The organism is Geodermatophilus sp. SYSU D00742, from assembly GCF_054049935.1.
In genome coordinates, this window is the sequence record NZ_JBJGYJ010000038.1 from 13,595 (window position 1) to 26,630 (window position 13,036).

Sequence of the window (13,036 nt, forward strand, 5' to 3'; positions counted from 1 at the left end):
GCGGCGAACTCGGGGCTGCTGACGGCGGACGGCGGTGCTCATGGGTCCTCCTCGTGTGCGGCCGTCGGAGGTCAGGCGGTGGGAGCCGGCTGGGGCCGGGTGTGCGAGTGGGCGGAGCGGGCGACGAGGTAGCCGACCGCGGCCGCCCAGGCGAGCAGGAGCAGCAGGGAGACCTCGAGCACCGGCATCAGGGCGTCGACGCCGACCAGCGCCGCGCTGCCCACCAGCAGCAGGAGGACCAGGACGGCTGCGGTGATCTGCAGCCAGCGGGGCGCGGCGCCGGCCCGCGCGGCCGCGGTGGTCGCGACCGCGGCGAAGGCCGCGAGCAGGGCGATCTTCAGGACGTCGACGGAGTCGATGCCGAGCAGCAGCGCGCGGCTGGTCGTGGCGGCGTGCTCGCCGACGACCGCGGCGACGGCGAGGACGAACTGCAGGAGGGACAACGCCGCCGCGGCCGAGCCGGTCCCGACCACGGCCCGGCGCAGCCCGCCGCGGACGCCGGTGACCCGGGGGAGCCCCACCGCGAGTCCGGCGAGGGCGAGGCCGGCGGTTCCGTGCACGAGCAGCGCGGAGGACACCACGGCCGGTCCGTGCTCGGCGTAGAAGCCGGCGATCTCCGCGGGAGGCGCGTCGCGCCCCGGCGCGACCGGCGCCAGCAGCAGACCGGCGATCCAGGACAGCACGTAGGCAGCGGCCGCAACCGCGGGAGCGTTCGGGGAACGCACGGCGACGAGGGTGGGGACGGTGGTGGGCACGGCGGATCTCCTCCGGGTGGGGTGTCTCACTGGTTCCAGACGGCGAGCAGCACGGTGTTGCCGACGGCGAGCGCGGCCACCGCAGCGGTGGTGGGCAGGCGGGCACCGAGCCCCCGGAGGGCGGTGAGGCCGAGGCCCTGCGCTGCGGTGAGCATGCGGGAACGGTGCCGCCGGCGCGCCGTCGGATCGTCGGCGCGCGGGTGGGTCTTCGGCGTCCACCCGTGGGTGGAGACTGTCGCCCGTGCACGGGCAGCCGCGGTGGGTCTTGCCGGTCGGGCTCGCCGTCGTCGTGCTGGTGGTGGTCGCCAACGCCGGCAGCAGGGTCGGGCTGGGGACCTCCGGTGACGCGCTGGTCGTCACGCTGGCGGTGGCGGTCTACGCCGCGGCAGCCCTGGTCTTCCTGTTGTGGTTCGACGCGCCGGTCGGGATCACCGCAGCGCTGCTGCTGGTCATGGCCGTGGCCTCGGCCGCCGCCCGCCACGGCGACCCCACCGGCACCGGCGGCATCGGGCTCTACCTCGGCGTCGCCTACGCACCGCTGCGGCTGCCGCGGCGCACGGCCGTGGCCGTCGCCGCGGTGAGCGTGCTCCTGTTCGACGTCGTGCTCGCGCTCGAGGCGCCGAACGCGGCGGTGTTCATCACCGTGGTGACCGGCGGCGCGGCGCTGTTCTTCCTGTTCGGCCTGCTGCTGCGCAGCGAGCAGGAGCAGCGCGCGCGGGCCGACCAGCTCGTCGTGCAGCTCCGACGCAGCCGCGAGGCGGAGAAGGCCTCCGCCGCGCTCGCCGAGCGAACCCGGATCTCCCGGGAGATGCACGACGTCCTCGCGCACACGCTGTCCGCGCTGGTCCTCCAGCTGGAAGCCCTCGCCGTCCGGGCCGAGCGCGCCGCCGACCCCCTGGCCGCCGGCCTGGCCCGCGCGCACGAGCTGGCGCGCGGCGGGCTGGTCGAGGCCCGGCAGGCGGTCTCCACGCTGCGGGGAGACGTCGTGCCCGGTCCCGACGCGCTGCCGGAGCTGCTCGCGCAGCACGAGGCGGCCACCGGGACGCGGTGCACCCTCGACGTCCGCGGCGGACCGGTACCGCTGGCCCCCGAGGCGTCGCTGGCCGTCTACCGCACCGTGCAGGAGGCGCTGACCAACGCCCGCAAGCACGCGGCCGGCGCTCCGGTGCACGTCCAGCTGGACTGGCGGCCCGACGGCGCGGTGGTCGAGGTCCACGACGGCGGCGGCCGGGAGCGGGCCGCGCTGCACGAGACCGGCGGCGGGCGCGGCCTCTCCGGCCTGGCCGAGCGCGCTGCCCTGCTCGGCGGGCGGCTGCACGCGGGACCGGTCGACGACGGGTTCCGCGTCCGGCTCGAGGTCCCGGCGTGATCCGCGTCCTGGTCGTCGACGACCAGCGCCTGGTGCGCGAGGGGCTGACCGCGCTGCTCGAGCTGGTCGACGACCTGGAGCTCGTCGGCGTCGCCGAGGACGGCGCGCAAGCGGTCGACCAGGTCGCCGATCGGCAGCCCGACGTCGTGCTGATGGACCTGCGGATGCCAGTGATGGACGGTGTCGAGGCCACCCGCCGGATCCGCCGGGACCACCCCGGTGTCGAAGTCGTGGTGCTGACCACGCACGCCGACGACGAATCGGTCCTCGCCGCCCTGCGCGCCGGCGCCCGCGGCTACCTGACGAAGGACGCCGGGATGGCCGAGATCGCCCGCGCCGTCGCCGCCGCCGACGCCGGCCAGGCGCTGCTCGACCCGCACGTGCAGGCCCGGGTACTGCAGGGCCTCAGCGCCGGAGACCGTCCGGCGCCGCTCACCGACCGGGAGACCGAGGTGCTGGCGCTCATCGCCGACGGGTTGTCCAACGCCGAGATCGCCACCCGGCTGGTCGTCTCCGAGGCGACGGTCAAGACGCACATCAACCGGATCTTCGCCAAGATCTCTGCGCGCGACCGCGCCCAGGCAGTGAGATGGGCCTACCGGCACGGGGTCGCCCAGCCGTAGCCGGTCGTCTCGCAGTCCTCCGGTGGTCTCGTCCGCGGTGGTCCCACGGGCGGGGTCGTCCCCCGTCGCGCTGCCGTGCGGACCCGCTGGGGGTGTGGTCGCGAACTCAGACGGTCCTGCGGTGCCCGTCGGTCGTCCAGCCGTGCCCGCCGCGCAGCTCAGTGACCAGGCGCGAACCCGAGGTCGCCCTCGCCGGGTCACGGCCGACGGCAGGACCGAGCGGTTGCTCGGCCGGCGGGCTGCTCACCGCGCGTTCCACGACCACCCGTCGTCTTGCTGCCGGGTCGCGAGGGCGGAGGCCCTGCGGCACCCCGCCGATTGGGGACCGGGCGCCCCACCAGGAGGGCTGCCCGACCCGCCGGCGACCCGTCACGCTCTGGGAGTCCGCTCCCCGACGTTGAACCGACAGCGCGGGGGGACGTGCACCAGGGGGAGCGCTCCATGCCGACGGTCCTCATCGTCGACGACCACCGCCTCATCCGCGACGCCCTCACCGACCTGTTCGCGGAGACCCCGGACATCCAGGTGGTGGGCCAGTGCGCCGACGGCGACGAGGTGGTCGCCGCCGTCGGCCGGACGCGACCGGACGTGGTCCTGATGGACCTGCAGATGCCCCGGGTCGACGGGCTGACCGCCGCCCGCGCCGTCCTGGCCGCCCACCCCTGGGTGCGTGTCGTCGTCCTGACCGGCGGCCTCACCCACGGCAGCGCCTGCGAGGCCAGGGCCATCGGTGTGGCCGGGTACCTGCTCAAGGACGACGACCCCGCCGAGCTCCCCGGCCACGTCAGGGTCGTGGCCGCAGGCGGGACGGCGTGGCACCGGATGACCGGGGCGCTGTTCGAGGAGTCCGCGGACCCGCCGGCGGCGCGGTCCGCAGCCGGGGGGTCGTCGCCGCACGTCGACGCGTGCCCGGAGCAGTTCCGCTGACGGTCAGCCGGCGGCGGTCAGCCACTCGACGAGCCCGGACCGACGGGGCGCAGGGACAGCGGCCGGTGCCGGGCCAGGGGCGGTCGCCGGGAGCAGCGGGTGCCGGCCGGTATCGCCGTCCGCGGTGGGTCGGGTGGTGGTCCCGGCGGGGTCCGGGCCGGTCCGGGGCGCCGGCACGGCGGCGGGCGCGGGATCGGTCGCCGGCGACGGAGCCGGTGCAGCGGCGGGGGTGGGGAGCCGCAGGTGCGTGAGGTCGGTCCAGGCGGTGTGGCGCAGTCCGCCCACGATGCAGCGCACGCGGACGCGGCAGGTGCCGGTCTCGTCGAACCGCCAGCCGAGGAGGTCGCCGGGGAACCAGGCGCCGGCGTGGAAGACCTCCACCGGTTGCGGCTCGCCGAGGAAGCTGCTGGTCGCCACCTCCGCCGCCACGACCGCGACTGTAAGTCGTCAGGCGGCAGCGGAGGGTGAGGCGCACACGATGACCCGGAGGTCGGGGCGTGGATCCCGGGGCGTGTATGGTGGAGGTGCGACGCGGGGTGGAGCAGCTCGGTAGCTCGCTGGGCTCATAACCCAGAGGTCGCAGGTTCGAATCCTGCCCCCGCTACTCCTGCAGAGGGCCCGGTCACCACGGTGACCGGGCCCTCTGTCGTCCCGTCGGTCGCCCCGGCGCCGGGTGTGTTGTGTGTCACCCCGCGTTCTCTCTAGCGTGACGGTCACCGCTGACCGTCCGCGAGGAGGGCCCCTGTGTCCGTCGAGGCCGTCACCCCCGTTCCCGTCGACCTGGACGCCGTCGACCTCTCCGACCGGGACTGGTGGGCGGGGCCGCCGTCGATACGACACGCGACGTTCGCCGCGCTCCGCCGCGAGCGGCCGTTCGCCTTCTACGCCGAGCCGGTCATGCCGATGCTGCCCGTCGGGCCGGGCTACCACGCGGTCACCCGGTACGCCGACGTGGAGGCGATCAGCTCCCAGCCGGCGGTCTTCTGCTCCGGGCAGGGGGCGGTCTCGATCCAGGACATCCCGGCCGACCTCAACGAGTTCTACGGGTCGCTCATCAGCATGGACGACCCCCGGCACGCCAAGATCCGCCGGATCGTCTCGAAGACCTTCACCCCGCGGATGCTCGAGCAGGTGCTCGACTCGGTGCGCGCCGTCGTCGACGACGTCCTGGCCCGGGCCCGGCGGACGGCGGCGGCGAACGGCGGCGCGATCGACGTCGTCGCCGACATCGCGGCGCCCATCCCGCTGCGGGTCATCTGCGACATGATGGGCATCCCCGAGGAGCACCGCGCGAGCGTGCTGGCGCAGTCGACCATCATCCTGTCCGGCGGGGACCCGGACCTCATCGAGGACCAGGACGACCCCCTCAACGCCTTCCTGCTCGCCGGCATGGAGCTGGCCGGGCTCATGGAGCGGCTGGCCGCCGAGCGCCTGGAGCGCCCCCGCCAGGACCTCACCACCGCGCTGGTGACCACCGAGGTGGACGGCGAGCGGCTGTCCCACCAGGAGATCGCCTCGTTCTTCATCCTGCTGCTGGTCGCGGGGAACGAGACCACCCGCAACGCCATCTCGCAGGGCGTCCTCGCACTGCACGAGCACCCCGAGCAGCGGGCGCGCTGGATGGCCGACCCCGGCCTGGACCGCACCGCCGTCGAGGAGATCGTGCGCTGGACCAGCCCGGTCACCTGGATGCGCCGGACGGCGACCCGGGACGGCGAGGTGAACGGGCACCGGTTCTCCGCCGGTGACAAGTTCCTGCTCTTCTACGCCTCGGCCAACCGCGACCCCCAGGTCTTCCGCGACCCCGAGGTGTTCGACCTCGCCCGCGACCCCAACCCGCACGTCGGCTTCGGCTCCAAGGGACCGCACTTCTGCCTGGGCGCGCACCTGGCCCGGCGGGAGCTGGCGGTCACCTTCCGCGCGCTGTTCGACCAGCTGCCCGACCTGGAGGTGACCGGGGAGCCCGACCGGCTGCGCTCCTCCTTCGTGAACGGGATCAAGCGGCTGCCGGCCCGGCTGACGGGGATCGGCTGATGCGGGTCACGGCCGACCTCGAGCGCTGCGTGGGCTCCGGGGCCTGTGAGGCGCTGGCCCCCGACGTCTTCGAGGTCGGCGACGACGGCGTGGTCACGGTGCTGCGGCCCGAGCCGGGCCCGCAGGAGGAGTCCGACGTCCGGGAGGCCGTCGCCCAGTGCCCGACCCGGGCCCTGACCCTGACCGACACCGTCTGAACCGGCGGAACAGCACCGGGCCGGCGGCGGTTGCCGCGACCATGGAGCTGACCGTCCGGGACGTCCCGGGAGCCGACCGCTACGAGATCCGCCACGGGGACCGCGTCCTCGGTCTGGCCGCCTACCAGCGCGAGGGGGACCGGGTCGTGTTCACCCACACGGAGGTCGACCCGGACCAGGAGGGTGAGGGCGTGGGCAGCACGCTGGCCCGCGGGGCGCTGGACGACGTCCGGGCGCGCGGGCTGCGGGCCGTGCCGCGCTGCTCGTTCATCCGGGGCTGGATCGAGCGGCACCAGGAGTACGCCGACCTCGTCGACGCCGCGCGCTGACGTCGACGCCGCCGCGTCCGGGACCCCGCCCCCAGGGGGCGAGGGCCGGTCCTGGCTCAGAGCACCGTGGACCCGTACATCTCACCGAGCGGGTCGGCGATGAGCTCGATACGGGCGCCGTCGGGGTCACGGAAGTAGACCGAGACGCCGCTGTGCACCTCGTGCTGGACGCCGGCATCGGACAGCCGCTGCACCAGCTCCTGCCAGCGCTCGGGGTCGACGCTGATCGCCATGTGGTGCAGGCCGCCCAGGACCTCGGCGTAGGGGCCGACGTCGAGTCCGGGGAAGTCGAAGAACGCGATGAGGTTGCCGTTGCCGATGTCGAAGAAGAAGTGCGAGGACCCGGGGTAGTCGCGGTTCTCGATCAGCTCGGTCAGCGGGAAGCCGAGGACGTCCTGGTAGAAGCGGACGGTGCGCTCGACGTCGCTGCTGATCAGCGCGGTGTGGTGCAGCCCGCGGGCGGTGGAGGCGGGCCGCTCACCGGCCGGGTGCAGGTGGGCGGCGCGGATGCGGGCGCGCTCCTGCTCCGCGGCGGCGGGGTCGATGGCGCTGTCGGTGCTGCTCACGGGGGCATCCTCCTCGGGACGGGCTGCGCTGGGCACAACCGCCGGGACGTGGATCTCGTTCCCCGGACGCCGCCGACGGACGGACCCGCCTGGTCCCCCGGGCCGCCGCCCGGCTGACCGGGGCGGGAGGATGTCGGCATGATCGAACTGCGGACCCCGGGCGAGCTGGACGCGATGCGCGCCGCGGGGGCGGTCGTCGCCGACATGCTCGCCGCCGTCCGTGCCGCGACGGCGCCCGGCGTCCGGCTCACCCAGCTCGACGAGGTGGCCCGCCAGGTGCTGGCCGACGCCGGCGCCGGCTCGCCGTTCCTGGGCTACGCCCCGCTGCCCACCACCCCACCGTTCCCGGGCGTGGTGTGCCTGTCGGTGAACGACGTCGCGCTGCACGGGATCCCGACGCCGCAGGAACTGGAGGACGGCGACCTGCTCAGCGTCGACGCCGGGGCGACCCTCGACGGCTGGGTCGGCGACGCGGCGACCACCTTCCCGGTCGGCGTCCCCCGGCCGGAGGACCTCCACCTCGTCGCCACCGCGGAGCGGGCGCTGCAGGCCGGGATCGCCGCCGCGGTGCCGGGGAACCGTGTCGGGGACGTCTCGGCCGCCATCGGCGCCGTCGGCCGGGCCGGTGGGTGCGGGATCAACACCGACCAGGGCGGCCACGGGGTGGGCCGGACCATGCACGAGGCGCCGCACGTCCCCAACGAGGGACGGGCCGGCCGCGGGGTGCGGCTGCGCCCCGGCCTGGTCATCGCGATCGAGCCGTGGTTCCTGGCCGGCGGCCGGGACGACTACCGGGTGGACGCCGACGGCTGGACGCTGCGCAGCAGCGACGGCAGCCGGGCCGCGCACGTGGAGCACACGGTCGCGGTCACCGACGACGGCCCCCGCATCCTCACCGCGCCGCGCTGACGCAGCGTCCTCAGTGCAGCGCCTGCTCGAGGTCGGCCAGGAGGTCCTCGACGTCCTCGATGCCCACCGAGAGCCGCACCAGGTCGGCGGGCACCTCCAGCGGTGAGCCCGCGGCGCTGGCGTGCGTCATCCGCCCCGGGTGCTCGATCAGCGACTCCACGCCGCCCAGGGACTCCGCGAGCGTGAACACCCGCGCCCGGTCGCAGACCCGCAGCGCCGCCTCCTCGCCGCCGGTCAGCCGGAAGGACAGCATCCCGCCGAACCCGGACATCTGCTTCGCGGCGATGTCGTGCCCGGGGTGGTCGGGCAGGCCCGGGTAGAGCACCGAGGCGACGGCATCGGAGCCGAGCAGGAACTCGGTGATGCGGGCGGCGTTGGCCTGGTGGCGGTCCATGCGGACGCCGAGCGTCTTGATGCCGCGCAGCACCAGCCAGGCGTCGAACGGGCCGGCGACCGCGCCCATCGCGTTCTGGGAGTAGGCCAGCTGCTCGGCGAGCTCCGGGTCGGAGACGACCAGGGCCCCGCCGACGACGTCGGAGTGCCCGCCCAGGTACTTCGTCGTCGAGTGCACGACGACGTCCGCCCCCAGCGTCAGCGGCTGCTGCAGGTAGGGGGAGGCGAAGGTGTTGTCGACGACGAGCAGCGCGCCGGCGTCGTGCGCGACCTCGGCGAGCAGGGCGATGTCGGCGATGTTGAGCAACGGGTTGGTCGGCGTCTCGCACCAGATCAGCCGGGTCCCCGGCCGGATCGCCGCCCGCAGCGCGTCGACGTCGTTGAGGTCGACCGGCGTGTGCTCGACGCCCCAGCGCGAGGCCACCCTCGAGATCAGCCGGAACGTGCCGCCGTAGGCGTCCCCGCCGAGGACGACGTGGCTGCCCGGCTCGCAGACCGTGCGCAGCAGGGTGTCCTCGGCGGCCAGGCCCGAGGCGAACGCCATCCCGTGCTGACCCTGCTCGAGGGCGGCGAGCGCCTCCTGCAGCGCCGTCCGGGTCGGGTTGCCGCTGCGGCTGTACTCGTACCCGCCGCGCAGCCCGCCCACGCCGTCCTGCTTGTAGGTCGTCGTCAGGTGCACCGGGACGATGACCGCCCCGGTGGCCGGGTCGGGCTCCTGCCCGGCATGGATCGCGCGGGTGTTGAAACCGGTCATGCGCCGACCGTAGGCGTCAGCCCGGCCAGGTGCCCCAGCACGTCCTGCCGGGTGACGACGCCGGCCGGCTTGCCGTCGACGTGGACCAGCAGCGCGTCGGCCGAGCCGAGCGCGGCGACCGCGGCGTTGACCGCCTCGCCCGAGCCGATGATGGGCAGCGGCGCCGACATGTGCGTCTCCACCCGGTCGCCCAGCCGCGCCCGGCCCTCGAAGAGGGCGTCGAGCAGCGTCTTCTCGTCGACCGAGCCGACCACCTCGCCGGCGGTCACCGGCGGCTCGGCGCGGACCACCGGCAGCTGGCTGACGCCGTACTCGCGGAGGATGTCGATCGCCTCGCGCACGGTCTCGTTGGGGTGGGTGTGCACCAGCGTCGGCGTCTCGCCGGACTTGGTCCGCAGCAGCTCGCCCACGGTCTCCCCGCTGGCGGCGTCGAGGAAGCCGTAGTCGGCCATCCAGTCGTCGTTGAAGATCTTGCCGAGGTAGCCGCGGCCGCCGTCGGGCAGCAGGACGACGAGGACGTCGTCCCTGGTGAGCCGCTCGGCGGCGCGCAGCGCGGCGACGACCGCCATCCCGCACGAGCCGCCCACCAGCAGGCCCTCCTCGCGGGCCAGCCGCCGCGTCATCGCGAAGGAGTCGCCGTCGCTGACGGCGATCACCTCGTCGGCGATCGTGCGGTCGTAGGTGGAGGGCCAGAAGTCCTCACCGACGCCCTCGACCAGGTAGGGCCGGCCGGTGCCGCCGGAGTACACCGAGCCGACCGGGTCGGCGCCGATCACCCGCACCCGCCCGCCGGAGACCTCCTTGAGGTAGCGCCCGGTGCCGCTGATGGTGCCGCCGGTACCCATACCCGTCACGAAGGAGGTGATCCGGCCCTCCGTCTGCGCCCAGATCTCCGGGCCGGTGGTCTCGTAGTGCGACTGCGGGTTGGCCGGGTTGGAGTACTGGTCGGGCTTCCAGCCGCCGGGGGTCTCGCGGGTGAGCCGGTCGGAGACCGAGTAGTACGAACGCGGGTCGGCCGGGTCGACCGCCGTCGGGCAGACGACGACCTCCGCGCCGTAGGCCTTGAGCACGTTGATCTTCTCCTGCCCGACCTTGTCGGGGCAGACGAAGACGCACCGGTAGCCGCGCTGCTGGGCCACCAGGGCCAGCCCGATGCCGGTGTTGCCGCTGGTCGGCTCGACGATCGTGCCGCCCGGCTGCAGGGCGCCGCTGGCCTCCGCGGCGTCGACCATGCGCACGGCGATCCGGTCCTTCACCGAGCCCCCCGGGTTGAGGTACTCGACCTTGGCGAGCACCAGGGGCGCGTCGGGGCCCAGGTCGCGGGTGACGGAGGACAGCCGCACCAGCGGGGTGTTCCCGACCAGGTCGATCACGGACTCGGCGTACTGCACGGGGCCCTCCTCGGCGGGCGCCGACCGCCGGCGCCCTCGACGTCCCCATCCCACCAGACCACGCGCGGGTCCCCGCCCGCCCGGTCGCCGGGACCGGCACGCGCGTCGGCGAGCAGCAGGCCACCGCAGGGGTACGGGCCGGTGGGCGGCGTGCAGCCGTACCGGGGCGGCCGTGGCGCGGGCGGTTCCCGACCGGCGTCCCGCGCGAGCCCGCTCGGAACGGCGCACCGGGAACCACCCGGACCGTGCCCGCGGGGCCAGGATGGCAGGGTCCTGACACCGCCACGGGGGCCGTGCACCGGAGGGCGCCATGCCGACTCCACCCGCCACCACCACCGTCATGACGAGGGCCCAGATGGACGAGCTGGTCGACGGTCACTACCGGGCCGAGGAGACCGTCGACCTCGACTCGCTCGTCGCCGGTTTCGCGCCGGACGCCGAGCACGACGTCGTCGGTCGTCCCGGTGGACCGCTGCACGGCACCGGGCAGATCGCGGAGTTCTACCGGAACCTGTTCGCCGACCTGCGGATCGACCGGTTCGAGCCGGTCCGGCGGTGGCACGGGCCCGACCACGTCGCCGACGAGTCCCTCCTGCACGCCACGGCCGTGGGACGGCCGTTCGGCCTCGACGGTCGCGGGCGCCCGGTGCGGGTCCGGTTCCTGCACGTCTTCGACTTCCGCGACGGCCGGATCAGCCGGGAGAGCGCCTGGATCGACCTGGCCGCGATCCAGCAGCAGCTCGGCGGCTGAGGGCAGCCCCCGTGCCGGGTGTCGGCCGGCCGGGTCCCGGGAACCGGACCGCCCATGACCGACACCGTCCCCGCCGTGCCGCTCGCCGGCGGCGGCACCATGCCGCTGCTCGGCCTCGGCACGTGGCAGATGACCGGGTCCACCTGCTACGACGCCGTCCGCACCGCCCTGGACGCCGGCTACCGGCACCTGGACACCGCGACGATGTACCGCAACGAGGCCGAGGTCGGACGGGCGCTGCGCGACTCGGGCGTCGACCGCGACGAGGTCTTCGTGACCACCAAGCTCCCGCCCCGCGAGGCCGGCCGGGCCGACCAGACGCTGGCGGCGTCACTCGAGGCGCTCGGGGTCGACGCGGTCGACCTGTGGCTCGTCCACTGGCCGCCCGGCGGCGCGGGCGAGGACGTGTGGCTGCGCTTCGTCGCCGCGCGCGAGGCCGGCCGGGCCCGGGCGATCGGCGTCAGCAACTACTCGCTGGACCAGGTCGACCGGCTCACCCGGGTCAGCGGCGTGACGCCGCAGGTCAACCAGGTGAGCTGGGCGCCGTCGCGCTACGACGCCGCCGTCGAGGCCGGGCACCGGGAGCGCCGCGTCGTCCTGGAGGGTTACAGCCCGTTCAAGAACACCGACCTCGGCGACCCGGTCCTGCGCGAGGTCGCCGATGCCCACGGCGTGACCCCCGCGCAGGTGGTGCTGCGCTGGCACGTGGAGCACGGCGTCGTGGTCATCCCCAAGTCGGCCACCCCGGAGCGGATCCGGGCCAACCTGGCGATCGGGGACTTCGCGTTGACCGACGACGAGGTGGCGCGCATCGACGGCCTGGAGGAGGTGTCCTGAGGTGACCCGGGCCGACGCGTCGCCGTTCGAGGGCTCCTTCTGGCGGGACCCGTATCCGGCCTACGAACGGCTGCGCACGCAGGCCCCGGTGCGCGAGGTGGCGCTGCCCCGGGGCGGCACCACGTGGATGATCACCCGCTACGACGACGTGCGCGCGGCCTTCACCGATCCCCGCCTCGTCAAGGACCACCGCGCCACCCTGCCGCCGGAGGTCCGCGCGCAGGCGCCCCGCCTGCCGAGCCCGTTCGGCTCGATGATGATCCTGCTGGACCCGCCCGACCACACCCGCCTGCGGCGGCTGGTCTCCCGGGCCTTCACCCCGCGGCGCACCGCCGAGCTGCGCCCGCGCATCGAGGCACTGGCCGCCGGCCTGCTCGACGCCCTGCCCGAGGGGGCGGTCGACCTGCTGGCCACCTACGCGGTGCCGCTGCCCATGGCCGTCATCTGCGAGCTGCTCGGGGTGCCCGACACCGACCGCGACGCCTTCGGAGCGTGGTCGCGCGCGCTGGTCGACGACCACGACGACGCGGACGAGCAGCGGGCCACCGCGGGGCTGGCGGAGTACCTGTCCGCCCTCGTCGAGACCAAGCGGCACTCCCCGGACGGCGCTCTCCTCTCCGCCCTGGTCGAGGTCTCCGAGGCCGGGGACCAGCTCAGCACCGAGGAGGTCGTGGCGATGGGCGTGCTGCTGCTCATCGCCGGCCACGAGACCACGGCCAACCTCATCGGCAACGCGGTGCTGGGCGTGGTCACCGACGCCGCGCTGCGCGAGCACCTGCTCGACGACCCGCAGCGCATCCCCGCGGCGGTCGAGGAGTTCCTGCGCTGGGACGGCCCCGTGCACAACGCCCCGCTGCGCTTCGCCGCCGAGGACGTCGAGTACTCGGGCACCACCATCCCCGCAGGATCGGTGGTCACGCTGTCGGTGGGCGCGGCCAACCGCGACCCGGGACGCTTCGACCGGCCCGAGCTGCTCGACCCCGACCGCGACACCGGTGGGCACCTGGCGTTCGGCCACGGCGTGCACTTCTGCCTCGGTGCCCCGCTGGCGCGACTGGAGGCGGAGGTGGCCCTGCGGTCCCTGCTCGGCCGGTTCCCCGGCCTGCGCCTGGCCGTGCCACCGGAGGACCTCCGTCACCGGCGCAGCGTCATCGTGCACGGCCTGGAGCGGCTGCCGGTGCTGCTGCAGTAGGGGAGGGCC

The 13,036-nt window shown here is 74.9% G+C and carries 16 protein-coding genes and 1 tRNA gene; 11 read left to right on the forward strand and 6 right to left on the reverse strand.

Annotated features, from left to right (window positions below; translation table 11 throughout):
- Positions 1-71: 71 nt before the first annotated feature.
- Positions 72-755, reverse strand: a complete 684-nt coding sequence (locus ACI78V_RS19995; RefSeq protein ID WP_456853918.1) for a hypothetical protein — start codon at positions 753-755, stop codon at positions 72-74.
- 26 nt (positions 756-781) lie between these two features.
- Complete coding sequence (locus ACI78V_RS20000) at positions 782-910, reverse strand: hypothetical protein (RefSeq protein ID WP_456853920.1); 129 nt, start codon at positions 908-910, stop codon at positions 782-784.
- 86 nt (positions 911-996) lie between these two features.
- Between ACI78V_RS20000 and ACI78V_RS20005 the strand changes: the two genes are divergently transcribed.
- The 3 genes from ACI78V_RS20005 to ACI78V_RS20015 all read left to right on the forward strand — a co-directional run bounded on the left by ACI78V_RS20005 (position 997) and on the right by ACI78V_RS20015 (position 3,674).
- On the forward strand, positions 997-2,124 hold the full coding sequence (locus ACI78V_RS20005) for a sensor histidine kinase (RefSeq protein ID WP_456853922.1): 1,128 nt from the start codon (positions 997-999) through the stop codon (positions 2,122-2,124).
- Positions 2,121-2,747 (forward strand): response regulator, encoded by a 627-nt coding sequence (locus ACI78V_RS20010; RefSeq protein ID WP_456853924.1) that lies wholly within the window; start codon positions 2,121-2,123, stop codon positions 2,745-2,747. Before ACI78V_RS20005 ends, ACI78V_RS20010 begins: the two co-directional genes overlap by 4 nt.
- Before the next feature lie 441 nt (positions 2,748-3,188).
- The gene (locus tag ACI78V_RS20015; RefSeq protein WP_456853926.1) at positions 3,189-3,674 is read left to right on the forward strand and encodes a response regulator; all 486 of its coding nucleotides are present in this window, start codon (positions 3,189-3,191) and stop codon (positions 3,672-3,674) included.
- Positions 3,675-3,677: 3 nt separating this feature from the next.
- Here ACI78V_RS20015 and ACI78V_RS20020 read toward each other — a convergent pair whose 3' ends face one another.
- Complete coding sequence (locus ACI78V_RS20020; protein ID WP_456853928.1) at positions 3,678-4,103, reverse strand: hypothetical protein; 426 nt, start codon at positions 4,101-4,103, stop codon at positions 3,678-3,680.
- A gap of 101 nt (positions 4,104-4,204) precedes the next feature.
- Here ACI78V_RS20020 and ACI78V_RS20025 point away from each other — a divergent pair.
- From ACI78V_RS20025 to ACI78V_RS20040, 4 genes are all read left to right on the forward strand, one after another.
- Positions 4,205-4,278, forward strand: a tRNA-Met gene (locus ACI78V_RS20025).
- Between the two features lie 140 nt (positions 4,279-4,418).
- A complete protein-coding gene (locus ACI78V_RS20030) occupies positions 4,419-5,708 on the forward strand; it encodes a cytochrome P450 (RefSeq protein WP_456853929.1) in 1,290 nt (429 codons plus the stop codon).
- The gene (locus ACI78V_RS20035) at positions 5,708-5,905 is read left to right on the forward strand and encodes a ferredoxin (protein WP_456853931.1); all 198 of its coding nucleotides are present in this window, start codon (positions 5,708-5,710) and stop codon (positions 5,903-5,905) included. The genes ACI78V_RS20030 and ACI78V_RS20035 overlap by 1 nt, the downstream gene beginning before the upstream one ends.
- Positions 5,906-5,946: 41 nt before the next feature.
- Positions 5,947-6,234 carry a GNAT family N-acetyltransferase gene (locus ACI78V_RS20040; protein ID WP_456853933.1) on the forward strand — a complete coding sequence of 96 codons (288 nt, stop codon included), beginning with the start codon at positions 5,947-5,949 and terminating at the stop codon, positions 6,232-6,234.
- A gap of 56 nt (positions 6,235-6,290) precedes the next feature.
- On the opposite strand, the gene ACI78V_RS20045 is transcribed toward ACI78V_RS20040, so the two are convergent.
- On the reverse strand, positions 6,291-6,800 hold the full coding sequence (locus ACI78V_RS20045) for a VOC family protein (RefSeq protein WP_456853935.1): 510 nt from the start codon (positions 6,798-6,800) through the stop codon (positions 6,291-6,293).
- 138 nt (positions 6,801-6,938) lie between these two features.
- On the opposite strand from ACI78V_RS20045, the gene map reads away from it, so the two are divergent.
- Entirely contained in the window at positions 6,939-7,709 is a 771-nt protein-coding gene (gene map / locus ACI78V_RS20050; RefSeq protein WP_456853937.1) for a type I methionyl aminopeptidase, read from the forward strand.
- A 10-nt stretch (positions 7,710-7,719) separates the two neighbouring features.
- On the opposite strand, the gene ACI78V_RS20055 is transcribed toward map, so the two are convergent.
- Positions 7,720-8,856 carry a cystathionine gamma-synthase gene (locus ACI78V_RS20055; RefSeq protein WP_456853939.1) on the reverse strand — a complete coding sequence of 379 codons (1,137 nt, stop codon included), beginning with the start codon at positions 8,854-8,856 and terminating at the stop codon, positions 7,720-7,722.
- A complete protein-coding gene (locus ACI78V_RS20060; RefSeq protein WP_456853941.1) occupies positions 8,853-10,247 on the reverse strand; it encodes a cystathionine beta-synthase in 1,395 nt (464 codons plus the stop codon). Before ACI78V_RS20060 ends, ACI78V_RS20055 begins: the two co-directional genes overlap by 4 nt.
- Positions 10,248-10,557: 310 nt before the next feature.
- Between ACI78V_RS20060 and ACI78V_RS20065 the strand changes: the two genes are divergently transcribed.
- Genes ACI78V_RS20065 through ACI78V_RS20075 form a run of 3 tightly spaced genes read left to right on the forward strand, consistent with a single transcriptional unit; the run spans position 10,558 to position 13,027 of the window.
- Positions 10,558-10,998, forward strand: coding sequence for a nuclear transport factor 2 family protein (locus tag ACI78V_RS20065; protein ID WP_456853943.1), 441 nt, complete (start codon positions 10,558-10,560; stop codon positions 10,996-10,998).
- A 54-nt stretch (positions 10,999-11,052) separates the two neighbouring features.
- Positions 11,053-11,835 carry an aldo/keto reductase gene (locus ACI78V_RS20070; RefSeq protein ID WP_456853945.1) on the forward strand — a complete coding sequence of 261 codons (783 nt, stop codon included), beginning with the start codon at positions 11,053-11,055 and terminating at the stop codon, positions 11,833-11,835.
- Position 11,836: 1 nt separating this feature from the next.
- On the forward strand, positions 11,837-13,027 hold the full coding sequence (locus ACI78V_RS20075; RefSeq protein WP_456853947.1) for a cytochrome P450 family protein: 1,191 nt from the start codon (positions 11,837-11,839) through the stop codon (positions 13,025-13,027).
- The last annotated feature ends 9 nt before the right edge of the window (positions 13,028-13,036 follow it).

What these genes read in the sequence shown, in the direction of transcription:
- ACI78V_RS20000 (WP_456853920.1), bottom strand. Translation starts at nt 910, where the DNA reads ATGCTCACCGCAGCGCAGGGCCTCGGCCTCACCGCCCTCCGGGGGCTC.
- ACI78V_RS20015 (WP_456853926.1), top strand. Translation starts at nt 3,189, where the DNA reads ATGCCGACGGTCCTCATCGTCGACGACCACCGCCTCATCCGCGACGCC.
- ACI78V_RS20035 (WP_456853931.1), top strand. Translation starts at nt 5,708, where the DNA reads ATGCGGGTCACGGCCGACCTCGAGCGCTGCGTGGGCTCCGGGGCCTGT.
- ACI78V_RS20040 (WP_456853933.1), top strand. Translation starts at nt 5,947, where the DNA reads ATGGAGCTGACCGTCCGGGACGTCCCGGGAGCCGACCGCTACGAGATC.
- map (WP_456853937.1), top strand. Translation starts at nt 6,939, where the DNA reads ATGATCGAACTGCGGACCCCGGGCGAGCTGGACGCGATGCGCGCCGCG.
- ACI78V_RS20055 (WP_456853939.1), bottom strand. Translation starts at nt 8,856, where the DNA reads ATGACCGGTTTCAACACCCGCGCGATCCATGCCGGGCAGGAGCCCGAC.
- ACI78V_RS20065 (WP_456853943.1), top strand. Translation starts at nt 10,558, where the DNA reads ATGCCGACTCCACCCGCCACCACCACCGTCATGACGAGGGCCCAGATG.
- ACI78V_RS20070 (WP_456853945.1), top strand. Translation starts at nt 11,053, where the DNA reads ATGACCGACACCGTCCCCGCCGTGCCGCTCGCCGGCGGCGGCACCATG.